Below are 14,329 nucleotides of genomic sequence, written 5' to 3'. Positions count from 1 at the left end.
CCTGACCTGACCTGACCTGACCTGACCTGACCTGACCTGACCTGACCTGACCTGACCTGACCTGACGAGGAGGAGGTGGTCGTGCGTACCGAGCGCACGCTCGCCGACGCGCTGGACGCCGGACCCGTCCTGCTGGACGGCGGGCTCTCCAACCAGCTGGAGGCGCAGGGCTGCGATCTGTCCGACGCGCTGTGGTCGGCCCGGTTGCTGGCCGACGCGCCGGAACAGATCGAGGCCGCTCACCTCGCCTACCTTCGGGCGGGCGCGCGCGTGCTGATCACGGCCAGCTATCAGGCCACCTTCGAAGGGTTCGGGCGGTACGGGATCGACCGGGCCGGAACCGGCGCCCTGCTCGCCCGCAGCGTGGAGCTGGCCCGGGGCGCCGCCGACGCGGCGCGCCGGGCCGACCCCGGGCGGGAGACCTGGGTCGCCGCATCGGTCGGACCCTACGGGGCGATGCTCGCGGACGGCAGCGAGTACCGGGGCCGCTACGGGCTGAGCGTCCGGGACCTGGAGCGCTTCCACCGCCCCCGGGTGGCGGCGCTGGCCGCTGCCGGGCCCGACGCCCTGGCCCTGGAGACGGTGCCGGACCTGGACGAGGCCGAGGCCCTGGTCCACGTGGCCGAGGAGACCGGACTGCCGTACTGGCTCTCGTACAGCGTGGCGGGCGGCCGGACCAGGGCCGGCCAGCCGCTGGAGGGGGCGTTCGCGGTGGCGGCGGGGCGGGACTCCGTCCTCGCGGTCGGGGTCAACTGCTGCGATCCGCAGGAGGCGCAGGGGGCGGTGGAGCAGGCGGTGGCGGTCACGGGCGGGCCTGCCGTGGTCTACCCGAACAGCGGGGAGGGATGGGACGCCGGAGCGCGGGGGTGGACCGGGCGCGGCACCTTCGACCCGGGGCGGGTGCGGGCCTGGACGAGGGCCGGGGCCAGACTCGTCGGAGGGTGCTGCCGGGTGGGGCCGGACCTCATCACGGAGCTGGAAGGGCGGCTGGAGAGTCAAGGTCCGCCGTAGGGGGCGTTTGTGGGACCGTCCCGGAGATCGCTGCCTTGCGGGAGGAGCGAAAATGCCTGGTGGGGGCAGAGGGTGACGACCATACTCGGACAGGTGTTCCTGACAATCGGTACGACCGGCACCCAAGAGCGTCCCGCCACGGACCTGGGCTTTCTGCTGCACAAGCATCCCGACAAGGCACAGGCGTTCTCCACTTCGCACGGCTCCGCGCACGTCTTCTACCCCGAGGCCTCCGCCGAGCGCTGCACGGCCGCGCTCCTGCTGGAGGTGGATCCGGTGGCGCTGGTGCGGCGCGGCAAGGGCAAGGGCCGGGGCGGCGCGCCCGACGCGGCGCTCGCGCAGTACGTCAACGACCGCCCCTACGCGGCTTCCTCGCTACTGTCGGTCGCTCTCGCCGCCGTGTTCAAGTCCGCGCTCGGCGGCGTCTGCCGGGCCATGCCCGAGCGGGCCGACAGCCCGTTGCCGCTGCGGATCGAGGTGCCCGCCCTGCCCGCCAGGGGCGGCGCCGAGCTGGTGCACAAGCTGTTCGCGCCGCTCGGCTGGTCGCGGGTCGATGCCACGGCCGTACCGCTGGACGAGGAGTTCCCCGCGTGGGGCGACTCCCGCTACGTACGCCTGGTGCTGGAGGGCGAGTTGCGGCTCGCGGACGCGCTGCGCCAGCTCTACGTCCTGCTCCCGGTGCTCGACGACGCCAAGCACTACTGGGTCGCGCCCGACGAGGTGGACAAGCTGCTGCGCGCGGGGGAGGGCTGGCTGGCCGACCACCCCCAGCGGCCGCTGATCACCCGGCGCTATCTCTCCCACCGCTGGGGGCTCACGCGCCAGGCCGACCAGGCCCTGGAGCTGGTCCGGCTCGCCGAGTCGGACGACCTCGACGTCGACAGCGTCGACAACGCGGTGGACGAGAGCACCGACACCGAGGAGAAGCCGGTCCCGCTCGCCGAACAGCGGCGCACCGCGATCCTCGACGCGCTGCGCGCCGCCGGGGCGAGCCGGGTACTCGACCTCGGCTGCGGCCAGGGCCAGTTGGTGCAGGCGCTCCTCAAGGACGTGCGTTTCACCGAGATCGTGGGCGTCGACGTCTCGATGCGCGCCCTCACCATCGCCTCGCGGCGGCTGAAGCTGGACCGGATGGGAGAGCGCCGGGCGGACCGGGTCACCCTGCGGCAGGGTTCGCTCACCTACACCGACAAGCGGCTCGTGGGATACGACGCCGCCGTGCTCAGTGAAGTGATCGAGCACCTGGACCTGGACCGGCTGCCCGCCCTGGAGTACGCGGTGTTCGGGGCGGCGCGACCGGCGACGGCGCTCGTGACCACGCCGAACGTCGAGTACAACGTCCGCTGGGAGACCCTTCCGGCCGGGCACGTCCGGCACGGGGACCACCGTTTCGAGTGGACCCGGGCCGAATTCCGGGACTGGGCCGGGAAGGTCGCCGAGCGGCACGGATACACCGTCCGGTACGTACCGGTCGGGCCGGACGACCCCGAGGTGGGGCCGCCGACCCAGATGGCCGTGTTCACCCGGACCACGGAAACCACCGGCAGCCGCGACAGGAACACCGGCAGGAACACCGACAAGAAGACTGACGAGAACACCGACAGGAACACCGGCAAGAAGGAGGCGGCAGCCGCATGAACAGCGACCACAGCACCACCGGCGCGGAAACCGCCACTACCACTACCGCCACGACCACTACAGCCACGACCACCGCCGCCGCGCGCGCCCTGCCGGTGACCGACCTCTCCCTCGTCGTCCTCATCGGCGCCAGCGGATCGGGCAAGTCCACCTTCGCCCACAAGCACTTCAAGCCGACCGAGATCATCTCCTCGGACTTCTGCCGGGGACTGGTCGCCGACGACGAGAACGACCAGAGCGCCAGCCGCGACGCCTTCGACGTGCTGCACTACATCGCCGGCAAGCGCCTGGAGGCCGGGCGGCTCACCGTGATCGACGCCACCAGCGTCCAGTCCGAGAGCCGCAAGCAGCTGGTCCAGCTGGCCCGGAAGTACGACGTCCTGCCCATCGCCATCGTCCTCGACCTCCCCGAAGAGGTCTGCGCCGCCCGCAACGCGGCCCGCCCGGACCGCGCCTCCATGCCGCGCCATGTCATCCAGCGACACCGCCGCGAGCTGCGGCGTTCCCTGCGCGGCCTGGAGCGCGAGGGCTTCCGCAAGGTGCACGTCCTGCGCACCGAGGAGGAGGCCGAGAGCGCACGCGTGGTCCTGGAGCGCCGCTACAACGACCTGCGTCACCTCACCGGCCCGTTCGACATCATCGGGGACGTCCACGGCTGCCGCTCCGAGCTGGACACCCTGCTCGGCAAGCTCGGTTACGTGGACGGCGCCCACCCCGAAGGACGTACGGCCGTGTTCGTCGGCGACCTCGTCGACCGGGGCCCCGACAGCCCGGGCGTGCTGCGCCGCGTCATGTCCATGGTGTCGGCGGGTACCGCCCTGTGCGTCCCCGGCAACCACGAGAACAAGCTCGGCCGCTACCTCGCGGGCCGCAAGGTCCAGCTCACCCACGGGCTCGCCGAGACCGTCGAGCAGCTGGAGCGCGAGGACGCCGAACACCCCGATTTCCGGGGGCAGGTGCGGAAGTTCATCGACGGGCTGGTCAGCCACTATGTCCTGGACGGCGGCAAGCTGGTGGTCTGTCACGCCGGGCTGCCCGAGAAGTACCACGGCCGCACCTCCGGCCGGGTCCGCTCGCACGCGCTGTACGGGGACACGACGGGGGAGACCGACGAGTTCGGCCTGCCCGTGCGCTACCCGTGGGCCGAGGAGTACCGGGGCCGCGCCACCGTGGTCTACGGCCACACCCCGGTGCCCACCACCTCCTGGATCAACAACACCATCTGCCTGGACACCGGGGCCGTCTTCGGCGGGAGGATGACCGCGCTGCGCTGGCCGGAGCGCGAACTGGTCGACGTACCCGCCGAGAAGGTCTGGTACGAGCCCGTCAAACCGCTGACCACCGAGGCGCCCGGGGGCAGGGAAGGCCGGCCGCTGGACATCGCCGACGTCCAGGGCCGCAGGGTCGTGGAGACCCGGCACCTGGGCCGCGTCGCCGTGCGCGAGGAGAACGCCGCCGCCGCGCTCGAGGTCATGAGCCGGTTCGCCGTCGACCCGCAGCTCCTGGCCTACCTCCCGCCCACCATGGCGCCCACCGCCACCTCCCGCGAGGACGGCTTCCTGGAGCACCCGGCCGAGGCCTTCGCGCAGTACGCCGGCGACGGCGTCGAGCGGGTCGTGTGCGAGGAGAAGCACATGGGCTCCCGGGCCGTCGCCCTGGTCTGCAAGGACACCGGGGCCGCCACCGCGCGTTTCGGCACGGCGGGCCGCACCGGGGCGCTGTACACCCGCACCGGACGCCCGTTCCTGGACGACCCGGCCATGACCGAGGCGGTCCTGGGCCGGCTCCGCACCGCCGTCACCGCCGCCGGGCTCTGGGAGGAGTGGGACACCGACTGGGTGCTCCTGGACGCCGAGCTGATGCCGTGGTCGCTCAAGGCCGGCGGGCTGCTGCGCTCGCAGTACGCCGCCGTCGGCGCCGCGTCCGGCGCGGTCTTCCCGCCGGCCGTCGCCGCTCTGGAGCAGGCGGTCGCCCGGGGCGTCGAGGTGGCGGGCCTCGCCGGGCACCAGCGTGCCCGCGCGCAGGACGCCGCCGCGTTCACCGAGGCGTACCGGCGCTACTGCTGGCCCACCGAGGGGCTGGACGGGGTGCGGCTCGCGCCGTTCCAGGTCCTCGCCGTCCAGGGCCGCTCCCTGGCCTCCGTGCCGCACGACGAGCAGCTCGCCTGGCTGGACCGGCTCGTGGAGCACGACCCGACCGGGCTGCTCCAGGTCACCCGCCGGCTCGTCGTCGACACCGGGGACGAGGCCTCCGTGCGCGCGGGCGTGGACTGGTGGCTGGAGATGACCGGGCGGGGCGGCGAGGGCATGGTCGTCAAGCCGCTCGGCGCCCTCGTCCGGGACGCCAGGGGCCGGCTCGTCCAGCCCGGCGTCAAGGTGCGCGGCCGGGAGTATCTCCGCATCATCTACGGTCCCGAGTACACCCGTCCGGAGAATCTGGAGCGCCTGCGCTCCCGGTTTCTGGGCCACAAGCGCTCGTTGGCGCTGCGGGAGTACGCGCTCGGTCTGGAGGCCCTGGACCGGCTGGCGGAGGGGGAGCCGCTGTGGCGGGTCCACGAGGCGGTGTTCGCCGTCCTGGCCCTGGAGTCGGAGCCGGTGGACCCCCGCCTCTGAGAGCCGTCCAACCCGTGGGCGATTCGCGGGGTGAACGGCGCTCCGCGCGGTGAGGATGAAGGCATGGGATTCCACGTCGACTCCGAAGCCGGGCGGCTGCGCCGCGTCATACTGCACCGCCCCGATCTGGAGCTCAAGCGGCTCACCCCCAGGAACAAGGACGCGCTCCTGTTCGACGACGTCCTGTGGGTGCGCCGTGCCCGGGAGGAGCACGACGGGTTCGCCGACGTCCTGCGCGACCGGGGGGTCGCCGTGCATCTCTTCGGCGACCTCCTGCGGGAGGCCCTCGACATCCCGGTCGCCCGGCGGCTCGTGCTCGACCGGGTCTTCGACGAGAAGGAGTACGGTCCGCTCGCCACCGAGCATCTGCGGGCCGTCTTCGAGGAACTGTCCTCGGACGAGCTGGCGGAGGCGCTGGTCGGCGGCATGACCAAGCGGGAGTTCCTGGAGCGGCACAGCGAGCCGACCTCCGTCCGCTTCCACGTGATGGACCTGGACGACTTCCTGCTCGGCCCGCTGCCGAACCACCTCTTCACCCGGGACACCTCGGCGTGGATCTACGACGGGGTCTCCATCAACGCGATGCGCTGGCCCGCCAGGCAGCGCGAGACCGTCCACTTCGAGGCGATCTACCGGCACCATCCTCTCTTCACCGGCGCGGAGGCGGGCGTCTTCCACCACTGGTCGGAGGGTCAGGACGACTACCCCTCCACCATCGAGGGCGGTGACGTCCTGGTCATCGGGCAGGGCGCCGTCCTCATCGGGATGAGTGAGCGCACCACGCCGCAGGCCGTGGAGATGCTGGCCCGGGGCCTCTTCGACGCCGGCTCGGCGCGCACGATCGTGGCGCTCGACATGCCCAAGGCCCGGGCGTTCATGCACCTGGACACGGTGATGACGATGATCGACGGCGACACGTTCACCCAGTACGCCGGTCTCGGCATGCTCCGCTCGTACACCATCGAGCCCGGCAGCGGCCCCCGCGAGCTGAAGGTCACCGACCATCCGCCCGAGCACATGCACCGCGCCATCGCCGCCGCCCTCGGCCTCGATTCCATCCGGGTGCTCACGGCCACCCAGGACGTGCACGCGGCCGAGCGCGAGCAGTGGGACGACGGCTGCAACGTGCTCGCGGTCGAGCCCGGGGTCGTCGTCGCGTACGAGCGCAACGCCACGACCAACACCTATCTGCGCAAGCAGGGCATCGAGGTGATCGAGATCCGGGGCAGCGAGCTGGGCCGGGGACGTGGCGGGCCGCGCTGCATGAGCTGTCCGGTCGAGCGGGACCCCGTGGCCTGAGAAGCGCGCGGACCGCGAGGCCCGGCCCTGTATAGAGATGCGGGTAATCGTATAGACTTCCAGTTCTGCCCGCGCGCAGTGCGCCGACCCCGTCCGACCCAGGAGCAGTCATCATGGCCATAGACCTCACCGGCCGCCACTTCCTCAAGGAGCTGGACTTCACCTCCGAGGAGTTTCTCGGCCTGGTCTCCCTGGCCGCCGAGCTCAAGGCGGCCAAGAAGGCCGGGGCCGAGGTCCAGCGGCTGCGCGGGAAGAACATCGCGCTGATCTTCGAGAAGACCTCGACCCGTACGCGCTGCGCGTTCGAGGTCGCCGCAGCCGACCAGGGCGCCTCCACCACCTACCTCGACCCGTCGGGCTCCCAGATGGGCCACAAGGAGTCCGTCAGGGACACCGCCCGGGTGCTCGGCCGGATGTTCGACGGGATCGAGTACCGGGGCGACAGCCAGCAGGCCGTCGAGGAGCTGGCCGCTTACGGCGGCGTGCCGGTCTTCAACGGGCTCACGGACGACTGGCACCCCACCCAGATGCTCGCCGACGTGCTCACCATCACCGAGTGGAGCGAGGGGCCCGTCGCGGAGACGGCCCTCGCCTACCTCGGCGACGCCCGCTTCAACATGGGCAACTCCTACCTGATCACCGGAGCCCTGCTCGGCCTGGACGTCAGGATCGTCGCCCCCGAGGCGTACTGGCCGGACGAGGCCGTCGTGGCGCGGGCCCGGGAGCTCGCCGAGGTCAGCGGCGCGACGATCACCCTCACCGGCGATGTCGCCGAGGGGGTCCGGGGCGCCGACTTCGTCGCCACCGACGTCTGGGTCTCCATGGGGGAGCCCAAGGAGGTGTGGGCCGAGCGCATCGCCGCCCTCGGTCCCTACGCCGTGACGATGGACGTTTTGCGGGCCACCGGCAACCCGGACGTGAAGTTCCTGCACTGCCTGCCCGCCTTCCACGACCTCGGCACTCAGGTCGGCCGGGACATCCACGACCGGTACGGGCTGACCGAGCTGGAGGTCAGCGACGAGGTCTTCGAGTCCGCGCACTCGGTCGTCTTCGACCAGGCGGAGAACCGGATGCACACGATCAAGGCCGTGCTGGTGGCGACGCTCGCGGGGAAGTAGCCCCGCCGGTACGGGCGCGGGTACGGGCCCCGGTACGGGTACGGGTACGGGTACGGGCCCCGGTACGGGTGGTAGGGGCACGGAGCAGGGGTTCGCATGCTCATGCACCTGATTGGGTGAACATGCGCGGTGGTGGCTACGATGTCGCCTCTTGGGGGGTTCGGGCTCGCGATGCCCGGACCCCCTTCCCATGCGCCGCTCGCGGTCCCCACGGCCGCCGTGCGCACCGGGAGACGTCCCCCCACTGCACCACCAGAGATGAGAACGTCCCGCATGAGCACCGGTCTGCCGCATTCCGGCACCCCGCAGCCCCCCGGCCCCTCGAAGCCGGGGCTGCGCCGCAAGAGCCCCGATCAGCTCATCGCCGAGTCCGGCGGCGACCTGGAGGGCCACGGCCTCAAGCGCACGATGGGCCTCTTCCAGCTCGTCTGCTTCGGGGTCGGCGCGATCGTCGGCACCGGCATCTTCGTCGGGCTGTCCGACAGCGTGGCCAAGGCCGGCCCGGCCGTGGGGATCTCGTATCTCCTCGCGGCGATCACCTGCATCTTCACCGCGCTGTCCTTCGCGGAGCTGGGCAGCGCCATCCCGGTCTCCGGAAGCTCGTACTCCTTCGCGTACGCGGCGCTCGGCGAGCGCACCGCGTTCCTCGTCGGCTGGTGCCTGCTGCTGGAGTACGGCGTGTCGGTCTCCGCCGTCGCGGTGGGCTGGAGCCAGTACGTCAACGAGCTGCTGAACAGCGTGGTCGGCCTGCGCCTCCCCGAGGCACTGTCCGCCGGTCCCGCCGAAGGCGGTGTGGTGAATCTGCCCGCGATCGTGGTGATCGCCATGGCCGCCGCACTGCTGGTGCGCGGCGTCCGGGAGAGTGCCACCGCGACCGCCGCCATGGCGATCCTCAAGATCGGCATCCTGGTGGCGTTCTGCGCCGTCGCGTTCAGCGCGTTCGAGGACGGCAACCTCATGCCGTTCGCGACCCACGGGCTCGGCGGCATCACCGCCGGCGCCTCGCTGGCGTTCTTCTCCTACATCGGCTTCGACGCCATCACCACCGCCGGCGAAGAGGTCAAGAACCCCCGGCGGAACGTTCCCATCGCCATCCTGATCTGCATCGGCGTCGTCACCCTGCTCTACTGCGCGGTGGCGCTCTCGGCCATCGGCGCGATCGGCTCGGACGCCGTCGCCAACAAGAGTGCGGCCCTCTCGATCGCCGTCAACCAGGTGACCGACTCCACGGTCGGCGGCGGCGTCATCGCCTTCGGCGCGGTCGTCGCCATCGCCTCGGTGGTGCTCGCCGTGATGTACGGGCAGACCCGCATCCTCATGTCGATGTCCCGCGACGGTCTCATCCCGCGCGTCTTCGAGCGGGTCTCGCCCAAGACCCACACGCCGGTCGCCAACACCTGGATCGTGGCCTGCGTCTTCGCGGTCCCGGCCGCCCTCGTCCCGCTCGACGTCGTCGTGAACCTGACGACCATCGGCACGCTCGCCACGATGGTCGCCGTCAACGTCGCGGTGCTGGTGCTCCGGCGGAGCGCCCCCGAGCTGAAGCGGACCTTCCGGGTGCCGCTCTACCCGGTGAGCCCGGTGCTGGGCGTCGCGTTCTGCCTGTATCTGATGTACGGGACCGGCTGGACGACCTGGGTCCAGTTCGCGGTCTTCCTCGCCGTCGGCTCGCTGCTGTACGCCGGTTACGGGCGCAAGCGCTCCCGGCTGGTCAGCTCCCCGGGGACGGACCCGGCTGCGCCGGTATCGCCGGAAGCGTGAACCAGACGGCCTTGCCGTGCTCCGTGGTGCGGTGACCGCACGCGGAGCTGAGGGTCCGGATCAGCAGCAGGCCGCGGCCGTGCTCCTGCCAGGGGTCGACCTCGCACCCCGGCTGCGGCCGGGACAGATCGCCCGGCGGGGCGGGGTCGCGGTCGTGCACCTCGACCTGGCAGCCGGTGGGCAGCAGCTCCACGACCAGCTCGATGGGCTCACCGCCCAGGGTGTGCTCGACCGCGTTGGCCACCAGCTCGGCGGTCAGCAGCTCGGCGGTGTCGCTGTCGGCCGGGGCGTCGATGTCCGACAGCGCCGTGCGGATGAGCGCGCGGGCGATCGGCACGGCCGCGGTGGAGTGGGGCAGGGCGATGCGCCAGGAGGCGGGGACGGGGACATCGGGCGACACGGCGGGTTTCCGTTCGGGAGCGGGTCTTCCTCGAAGCGGGAGGTCTCGACTTCTGGGGTTCACGCGGTACTCGTGTCGGGACTTCCTGGTTTCAACCTTACGAACCGCTCCGGGCCGGCCATAGAGGCGGTCGGTCGGAGCAAAAGGGACTTTCGCCACAACGGTCTCATGGATGCCGTATTGCGACCTCGTGACGGCGGTCACATAGGAGTGATAACTTCGGACCGGAACGCGACCCGCGCACGGCCGGCACCAGCCCGATCGCTGAAGGGGACCCCTCCATGAGCCCGTTTCCCAGCTCGGCCCCGAGCACCGAGGAATGGCGTCATCTCCGGCTGACCCGGGACGACGGTGTGGCCACCGTCACACTCGCCCGCCCCGAAAAACTCAACGCGCTCACCTTCGGCGCCTACGCGGATCTGCGCGACCTCCTCGCCGAGCTCTCCCGGGAGCGTTCCGTCCGCGCTCTCGTCCTCGCCGGTGAGGGGCGAGGCTTCTGCTCCGGCGGCGACGTCGACGAGATCATCGGCGCCACCCTGGCCATGGACACCGCACAGCTCCTCGACTTCAACCGGATGACCGGCCAGGTCGTCCGGGCCCTGCGCGAGTGCCCCTTCCCCGTCCTCGCCGCCGTCCACGGCGTCGCCGCCGGGGCCGGAGCCGTGCTGGCCCTGGCGGCGGACTTCCGGATCGCCGACCCGTCGGCCCGCTTCTCCTTCCTCTTCACCCGGGTCGGCCTCTCCGGCGGCGACATGGGCGCGGCCTATCTGCTGCCCCGGATCGTCGGCCTCGGCCACGCCACCCGTCTCCTGATGCTCGGGGACGCCGTCCGCGCCCCGGAGGCGGAGCGCATCGGGCTGATCAGCGAGCTGGCAGAGGAAGGGCAGGCCGACGAGCGCGCCGCCGAGCTGGCCCGCCGCCTCGCCGACGGCCCGGCCCTCGCGCTCGCCCAGACCAAGGCCCTGCTCACCGCCGAGCTGGACATGCCGCTCGCCGCCTCCGTCGAGCTGGACGCCAACACCCAGGCCCTCCTGATGCACGGCGAGGACTACGCCGAGTTCCACGCCGCCTTCACCGAGAAGAGGCCGCCGAAGTGGCAGGGGAGGTAGCCGTGCCGGCCATCGAGGAGCCCCGGAGCCCGGGCACCGCCGTGCCTGCCCCCGAAGCGACCCGTCGCCCGGGCGCCGCTGAGCCGGACCGCGTGCGGCGGATCGCGGTCATCGGCGGCGGCCCCGGCGGGCTCTACGCCGCGGCCCTCCTCAAACGGCTCGACCCGGACCGCGCCGTCACCGTCTTCGAGCGAAACGCCCCCGACGACACCTTCGGCTTCGGCGTCGTCCTCTCCGACGAGACCCTCGGTGGCATCGAACACGCCGACCCCGAGGTGTACCGGGCGCTGAGCCGCGAGTTCGTCCGCTGGGACACCATCGACGTCGTCCACCGGGGCCGGACCCACACCTCCGGCGGCCACGGCTTCGCCGCCCTCGGCCGCCGCCGGCTCCTGGAGATCCTGCACGAACGGTGCGCCGGCCTCGGCGTCGACCTCCGCTTCCGCGCCCCGGCCCCGCCCGCCGCCGAGCTCGCCGCCCACCACGACCTGGTCATCGCCGCCGACGGGGTGCACAGCGCCACCCGCGCGGCCCACGCCGACTCCTTCGGCCCGAGCGTCACCGAGCACCGCAACCGCTACATCTGGCTCGCCGCCGACTTCGCGCTGGACGCCTTCCGCTTCGAGATCGCCGAAACCCCTTACGGCGTCATGCAGTTGCACGGCTACCCGTACAAGGCGGACGCCTCCACCGTCATCGTCGAGATGCGCGAGGAGGTCTGGCGCGCCGCCGGGCTCGACACCTGCGACGCGGCCGAATCCACCGCCCGCTGCGCCAAGTTCTTCACCGAAGCGCTGGACGGCCGCCCGCTGCGCGGCAACAGGTCCTCCTGGCTCGCCTTCCGCACCGTCGCCAACTCCCGCTGGTCCCACGGCAACACCGTGCTCATCGGCGACGCGGCCCACACCGCCCACTTCTCCATCGGCTCCGGCACCAAGCTCGCCGTCGAGGACGCCCTCGCGCTGGCCGCCTGCGTCGAGGAGCAGCCGGATCTGCCGACGGCCCTCGCCGCGTACGAGGCCGAACGCCGCCCGGTCGTCGCCTCCACCCAGCGCGCCGCGGCGGCCAGCCTGCACTGGTTCGAGGAGCTGGCCACCTACGTGGACCAGCCGCCCCGCCGCTTCGCGTTCAACCTCCTCACCCGCAGCCGTCGGGTCACCCACGACAACCTCCGGCTGCGCGACGCCTCGTTCACCGCCGCCGTCGAGGAGGAGTTCGGCTGCCCACCGGGCGCCCCGCCGATGTTCACCCCCCTGCGCCTGCGCGGCCTCGAACTGCGCAACCGCGTCGTCGTCTCGCCCATGGACATGTACTCCGCCACCGACGGGCTGCCCGCCGACTTCCACCTCGTCCACCTCGGGGCCCGGGCGCTCGGCGGAGCGGGGCTCACCATGACCGAGATGGTCTGCGTCAGCCCCGAAGGCCGCATCACCCCCGGCTGCACGGGTCTGTGGAACGACGAACAGGCCGTCGCCTGGCGGCGGATCACCGACTTCGTCCACACCTCCGCGCCCGGCGCCGCCATCGGCGTGCAACTCGGCCACTCCGGCCGCAAGGGCTCCACGAAGCTGATGTGGGAGGGCATCGACCAGCCCCTGAAGTCCGGCAACTGGCCGCTGACGGCCGCCTCGCCGCTCCCGTACGAACCGGGCGTCAGCCAGGTCCCCGCGGAGCTGGACCGGGCCGGACTGGACGCCGTGCGTGAGCAGTTCGTGGCGGCCGCCCGGCGCGCCGCCGACTCCGGCTTCGACCTCCTCGAACTCCACTGCGCCCATGGTTACTTGCTCTCCGGCTTCCTCTCCCCGCTCACCAACCGCCGCACCGACGCCCACGGCGGGTCCCTGGCCGGGCGGCTCCGCTTCCCGCTGGAGGTCTTCGACGCCGTCCGTGAAGTCTGGCCGCGGGAAAGGCCGATGACCGTACGGATCTCGGCCACCGACTGGGCCGAGGGCGGCACCGACGCCGAGGACGCCGTCACCATCGCCCGCGCCTTCGCCGACCACGGGGCCGACGCCATCGACGTCTCCACCGGCCAGGTCGTGGCCGGGGAACGCCCCGAGTACGGCCGCTCCTACCAGACTCCGTACGCCGACCGGATCCGCAACACCGTCGGCGTCCCCGTCATCGCCGTCGGCGCGATCTCCTCCTGGGACGACGTCAACTCCCTGCTCCTGGCGGGCCGCGCCGACCTCTGCGCCCTGGCCCGCCCCCATCTGTACGACCCGCACTGGACCCTCCACGCGGCGGCCGAGCAGGGCTACAGCGGCCCCGGCGCTCCCTGGCCCCTTCCGTACGGCGCGGGCAGCCGCCCCCCGCCCACCGGCCGCACCGACGGACCGAAGCCCCGGCTCACGCTGGGCTGAGGCAGTCGTGGCAGCGGCACGGGACGGGGTGCGGTGCTCCGTGCCAGTGCTCCTCGCGGTAGCGCGGGGCCAGGCGGGCCAGCAGGGCGGCCAGCTCCTCGGCGTCCTCCCGCGTGGCCCATGACCCGTCGACGCCCACCGCCGCCGCGCGGCGCAGCACCGCCGGGCTGTACACCGCGACGGGCCGGAACGTGTGGAGATTGCGGGTCGCCATGTCGATGGTGATGTACGCGCCGGTGTGCCGGCCGCGCCCGATGGTGGTCAGCTCCTCGTGCCCCATGCCCCCATAGGTGCTGACGACGTGCACCTTCGACCCGCCCCGGTACGACTTGGTCCCGGGCCGCAGTTCCCGCCCCCCGTCCCCGTACCGCCGCCACCGCACCACGTTCGCGGCGACGAGCCACAACGGCTCCGCCGCCACGGGCTCCGCCGTCACAGGCGCCTCGGCCATGGGCATCGCCGTGACGGGCGCCTCGGCCATGGGCATCGCCCTGGCGGGCCCCCCGTCCACGTGCTGCTCCGTCACGGGTTCCTCCTCAACAGCAGCCGGTCCGCCGGCGTCGCCGCCCTGGCCCGGCCCGCCGGCGCGGGGGAGGGCGGTCGCGCCAGGCCCAGCCGGTACAGCCGCTGCTCCTGCTCGGTCCGGTAGCCGGGGAGCCGGGCGGCCAGCCGCGCCGCGGTGTCCCGGTCCGCGTTGACGGCGTCCAGATCCGGCCCCGCTCCCAGGGCTTCGGCCAGCGGACCCACCGCCTCCGCCGGCACGGCGTTCAGCAGCGCGGGATGCGGCGGAGTGCGCAGCACGGTCCCCGCCACCGTCCCGTCCGCCCCGCACCACCAGCCGAGCACCGATCGCCCCCGCCGTAGTGGTGCGGGCCCGCACGTCTCAGCCGCTCGGTGACGGTCAGCGCCACCGTGTGCTCGACGGGCCGCGCGGCGAGCGACGCGCCGGCCGCGCCGAGGAACGTGGCGACGTCGCTCGTGAAGGTCCAGGTCATGCCTCATCCTGCCCGTCGGCCGG

At 72.5% G+C, this 14,329-nt stretch carries 12 protein-coding genes; 8 read left to right on the top strand and 4 right to left on the bottom strand.

The annotated features are described in order from the left end of the window. The first annotated feature begins 81 nt into the window (after positions 1–81). The 6 genes from mmuM to ACH4KB_RS12405 all read left to right on the top strand — a co-directional run bounded on the left by mmuM (position 82) and on the right by ACH4KB_RS12405 (position 9,439). Positions 82–1,011 carry a homocysteine S-methyltransferase gene (mmuM, locus tag ACH4KB_RS12430; protein WP_398065915.1) on the top strand — a complete coding sequence of 310 codons (930 nt, stop codon included), beginning with the start codon at positions 82–84 and terminating at the stop codon, positions 1,009–1,011. 93 nt (positions 1,012–1,104) lie between these two features. Next, positions 1,105–2,649 carry a 3' terminal RNA ribose 2'-O-methyltransferase Hen1 gene (locus tag ACH4KB_RS12425; protein WP_398065914.1) on the top strand — a complete coding sequence of 515 codons (1,545 nt, stop codon included), beginning with the start codon at positions 1,105–1,107 and terminating at the stop codon, positions 2,647–2,649. Beyond that, positions 2,646–5,261 (top strand): polynucleotide kinase-phosphatase, encoded by a 2,616-nt coding sequence (locus tag ACH4KB_RS12420; RefSeq protein ID WP_398065913.1) that lies wholly within the window; start codon positions 2,646–2,648, stop codon positions 5,259–5,261. The genes ACH4KB_RS12425 and ACH4KB_RS12420 overlap by 4 nt, the downstream gene beginning before the upstream one ends. 63 nt (positions 5,262–5,324) lie before the next feature. Continuing rightward, positions 5,325–6,560 carry an arginine deiminase gene (locus tag ACH4KB_RS12415; RefSeq protein ID WP_398065912.1) on the top strand — a complete coding sequence of 412 codons (1,236 nt, stop codon included), beginning with the start codon at positions 5,325–5,327 and terminating at the stop codon, positions 6,558–6,560. Positions 6,561–6,673: 113 nt separating this feature from the next. Further along, positions 6,674–7,678: an ornithine carbamoyltransferase gene (argF, locus tag ACH4KB_RS12410; RefSeq protein WP_398065911.1), complete on the top strand. Its 1,005-nt coding sequence runs from the start codon at positions 6,674–6,676 to the stop codon at positions 7,676–7,678. 273 nt (positions 7,679–7,951) lie between these two features. Continuing rightward, positions 7,952–9,439, top strand: a complete 1,488-nt coding sequence (locus ACH4KB_RS12405; RefSeq protein ID WP_398065910.1) for an amino acid permease — start codon at positions 7,952–7,954, stop codon at positions 9,437–9,439. On the opposite strand, the gene ACH4KB_RS12400 is transcribed toward ACH4KB_RS12405, so the two are convergent. Continuing rightward, a complete protein-coding gene (locus tag ACH4KB_RS12400; RefSeq protein WP_398065909.1) occupies positions 9,390–9,839 on the bottom strand; it encodes an ATP-binding protein in 450 nt (149 codons plus the stop codon). The two genes, ACH4KB_RS12405 and ACH4KB_RS12400, sit on opposite strands and share 50 nt — an antisense overlap. Before the next feature lie 281 nt (positions 9,840–10,120). Between ACH4KB_RS12400 and ACH4KB_RS12395 the strand changes: the two genes are divergently transcribed. Further along, a complete protein-coding gene (locus tag ACH4KB_RS12395; RefSeq protein WP_398065908.1) occupies positions 10,121–10,948 on the top strand; it encodes an enoyl-CoA hydratase family protein in 828 nt (275 codons plus the stop codon). Positions 10,949–10,989: 41 nt separating this feature from the next. After that, the gene (locus ACH4KB_RS12390; RefSeq protein ID WP_398066067.1) at positions 10,990–13,311 is read left to right on the top strand and encodes a bifunctional salicylyl-CoA 5-hydroxylase/oxidoreductase; all 2,322 of its coding nucleotides are present in this window, start codon (positions 10,990–10,992) and stop codon (positions 13,309–13,311) included. Here the strand turns inward: ACH4KB_RS12390 and ACH4KB_RS12385 are convergent. Genes ACH4KB_RS12385 through ACH4KB_RS12375 form a run of 3 tightly spaced genes read right to left on the bottom strand, consistent with a single transcriptional unit; the run spans position 13,298 to position 14,306 of the window. Continuing rightward, a complete protein-coding gene (locus ACH4KB_RS12385; protein ID WP_398066066.1) occupies positions 13,298–13,792 on the bottom strand; it encodes a hypothetical protein in 495 nt (164 codons plus the stop codon). The genes ACH4KB_RS12390 and ACH4KB_RS12385 overlap by 14 nt on opposite strands. A gap of 41 nt (positions 13,793–13,833) precedes the next feature. After that, positions 13,834–14,112 (bottom strand): hypothetical protein, encoded by a 279-nt coding sequence (locus ACH4KB_RS12380; RefSeq protein ID WP_398065907.1) that lies wholly within the window; start codon positions 14,110–14,112, stop codon positions 13,834–13,836. Next, positions 14,079–14,306, bottom strand: coding sequence for a hypothetical protein (locus ACH4KB_RS12375; protein ID WP_398065906.1), 228 nt, complete (start codon positions 14,304–14,306; stop codon positions 14,079–14,081). Before ACH4KB_RS12375 ends, ACH4KB_RS12380 begins: the two co-directional genes overlap by 34 nt. Positions 14,307–14,329: the final 23 nt, after the last annotated feature.

This window comes from Streptomyces sp. NPDC017520, from assembly GCF_044329855.1.
Lineage (GTDB): Bacteria > Actinomycetota > Actinomycetes > Streptomycetales > Streptomycetaceae > Streptomyces.
The sequence above is the reverse complement of the archived record's forward strand: the minus strand, read 5'-3'. Positions and strand labels throughout refer to the sequence as shown.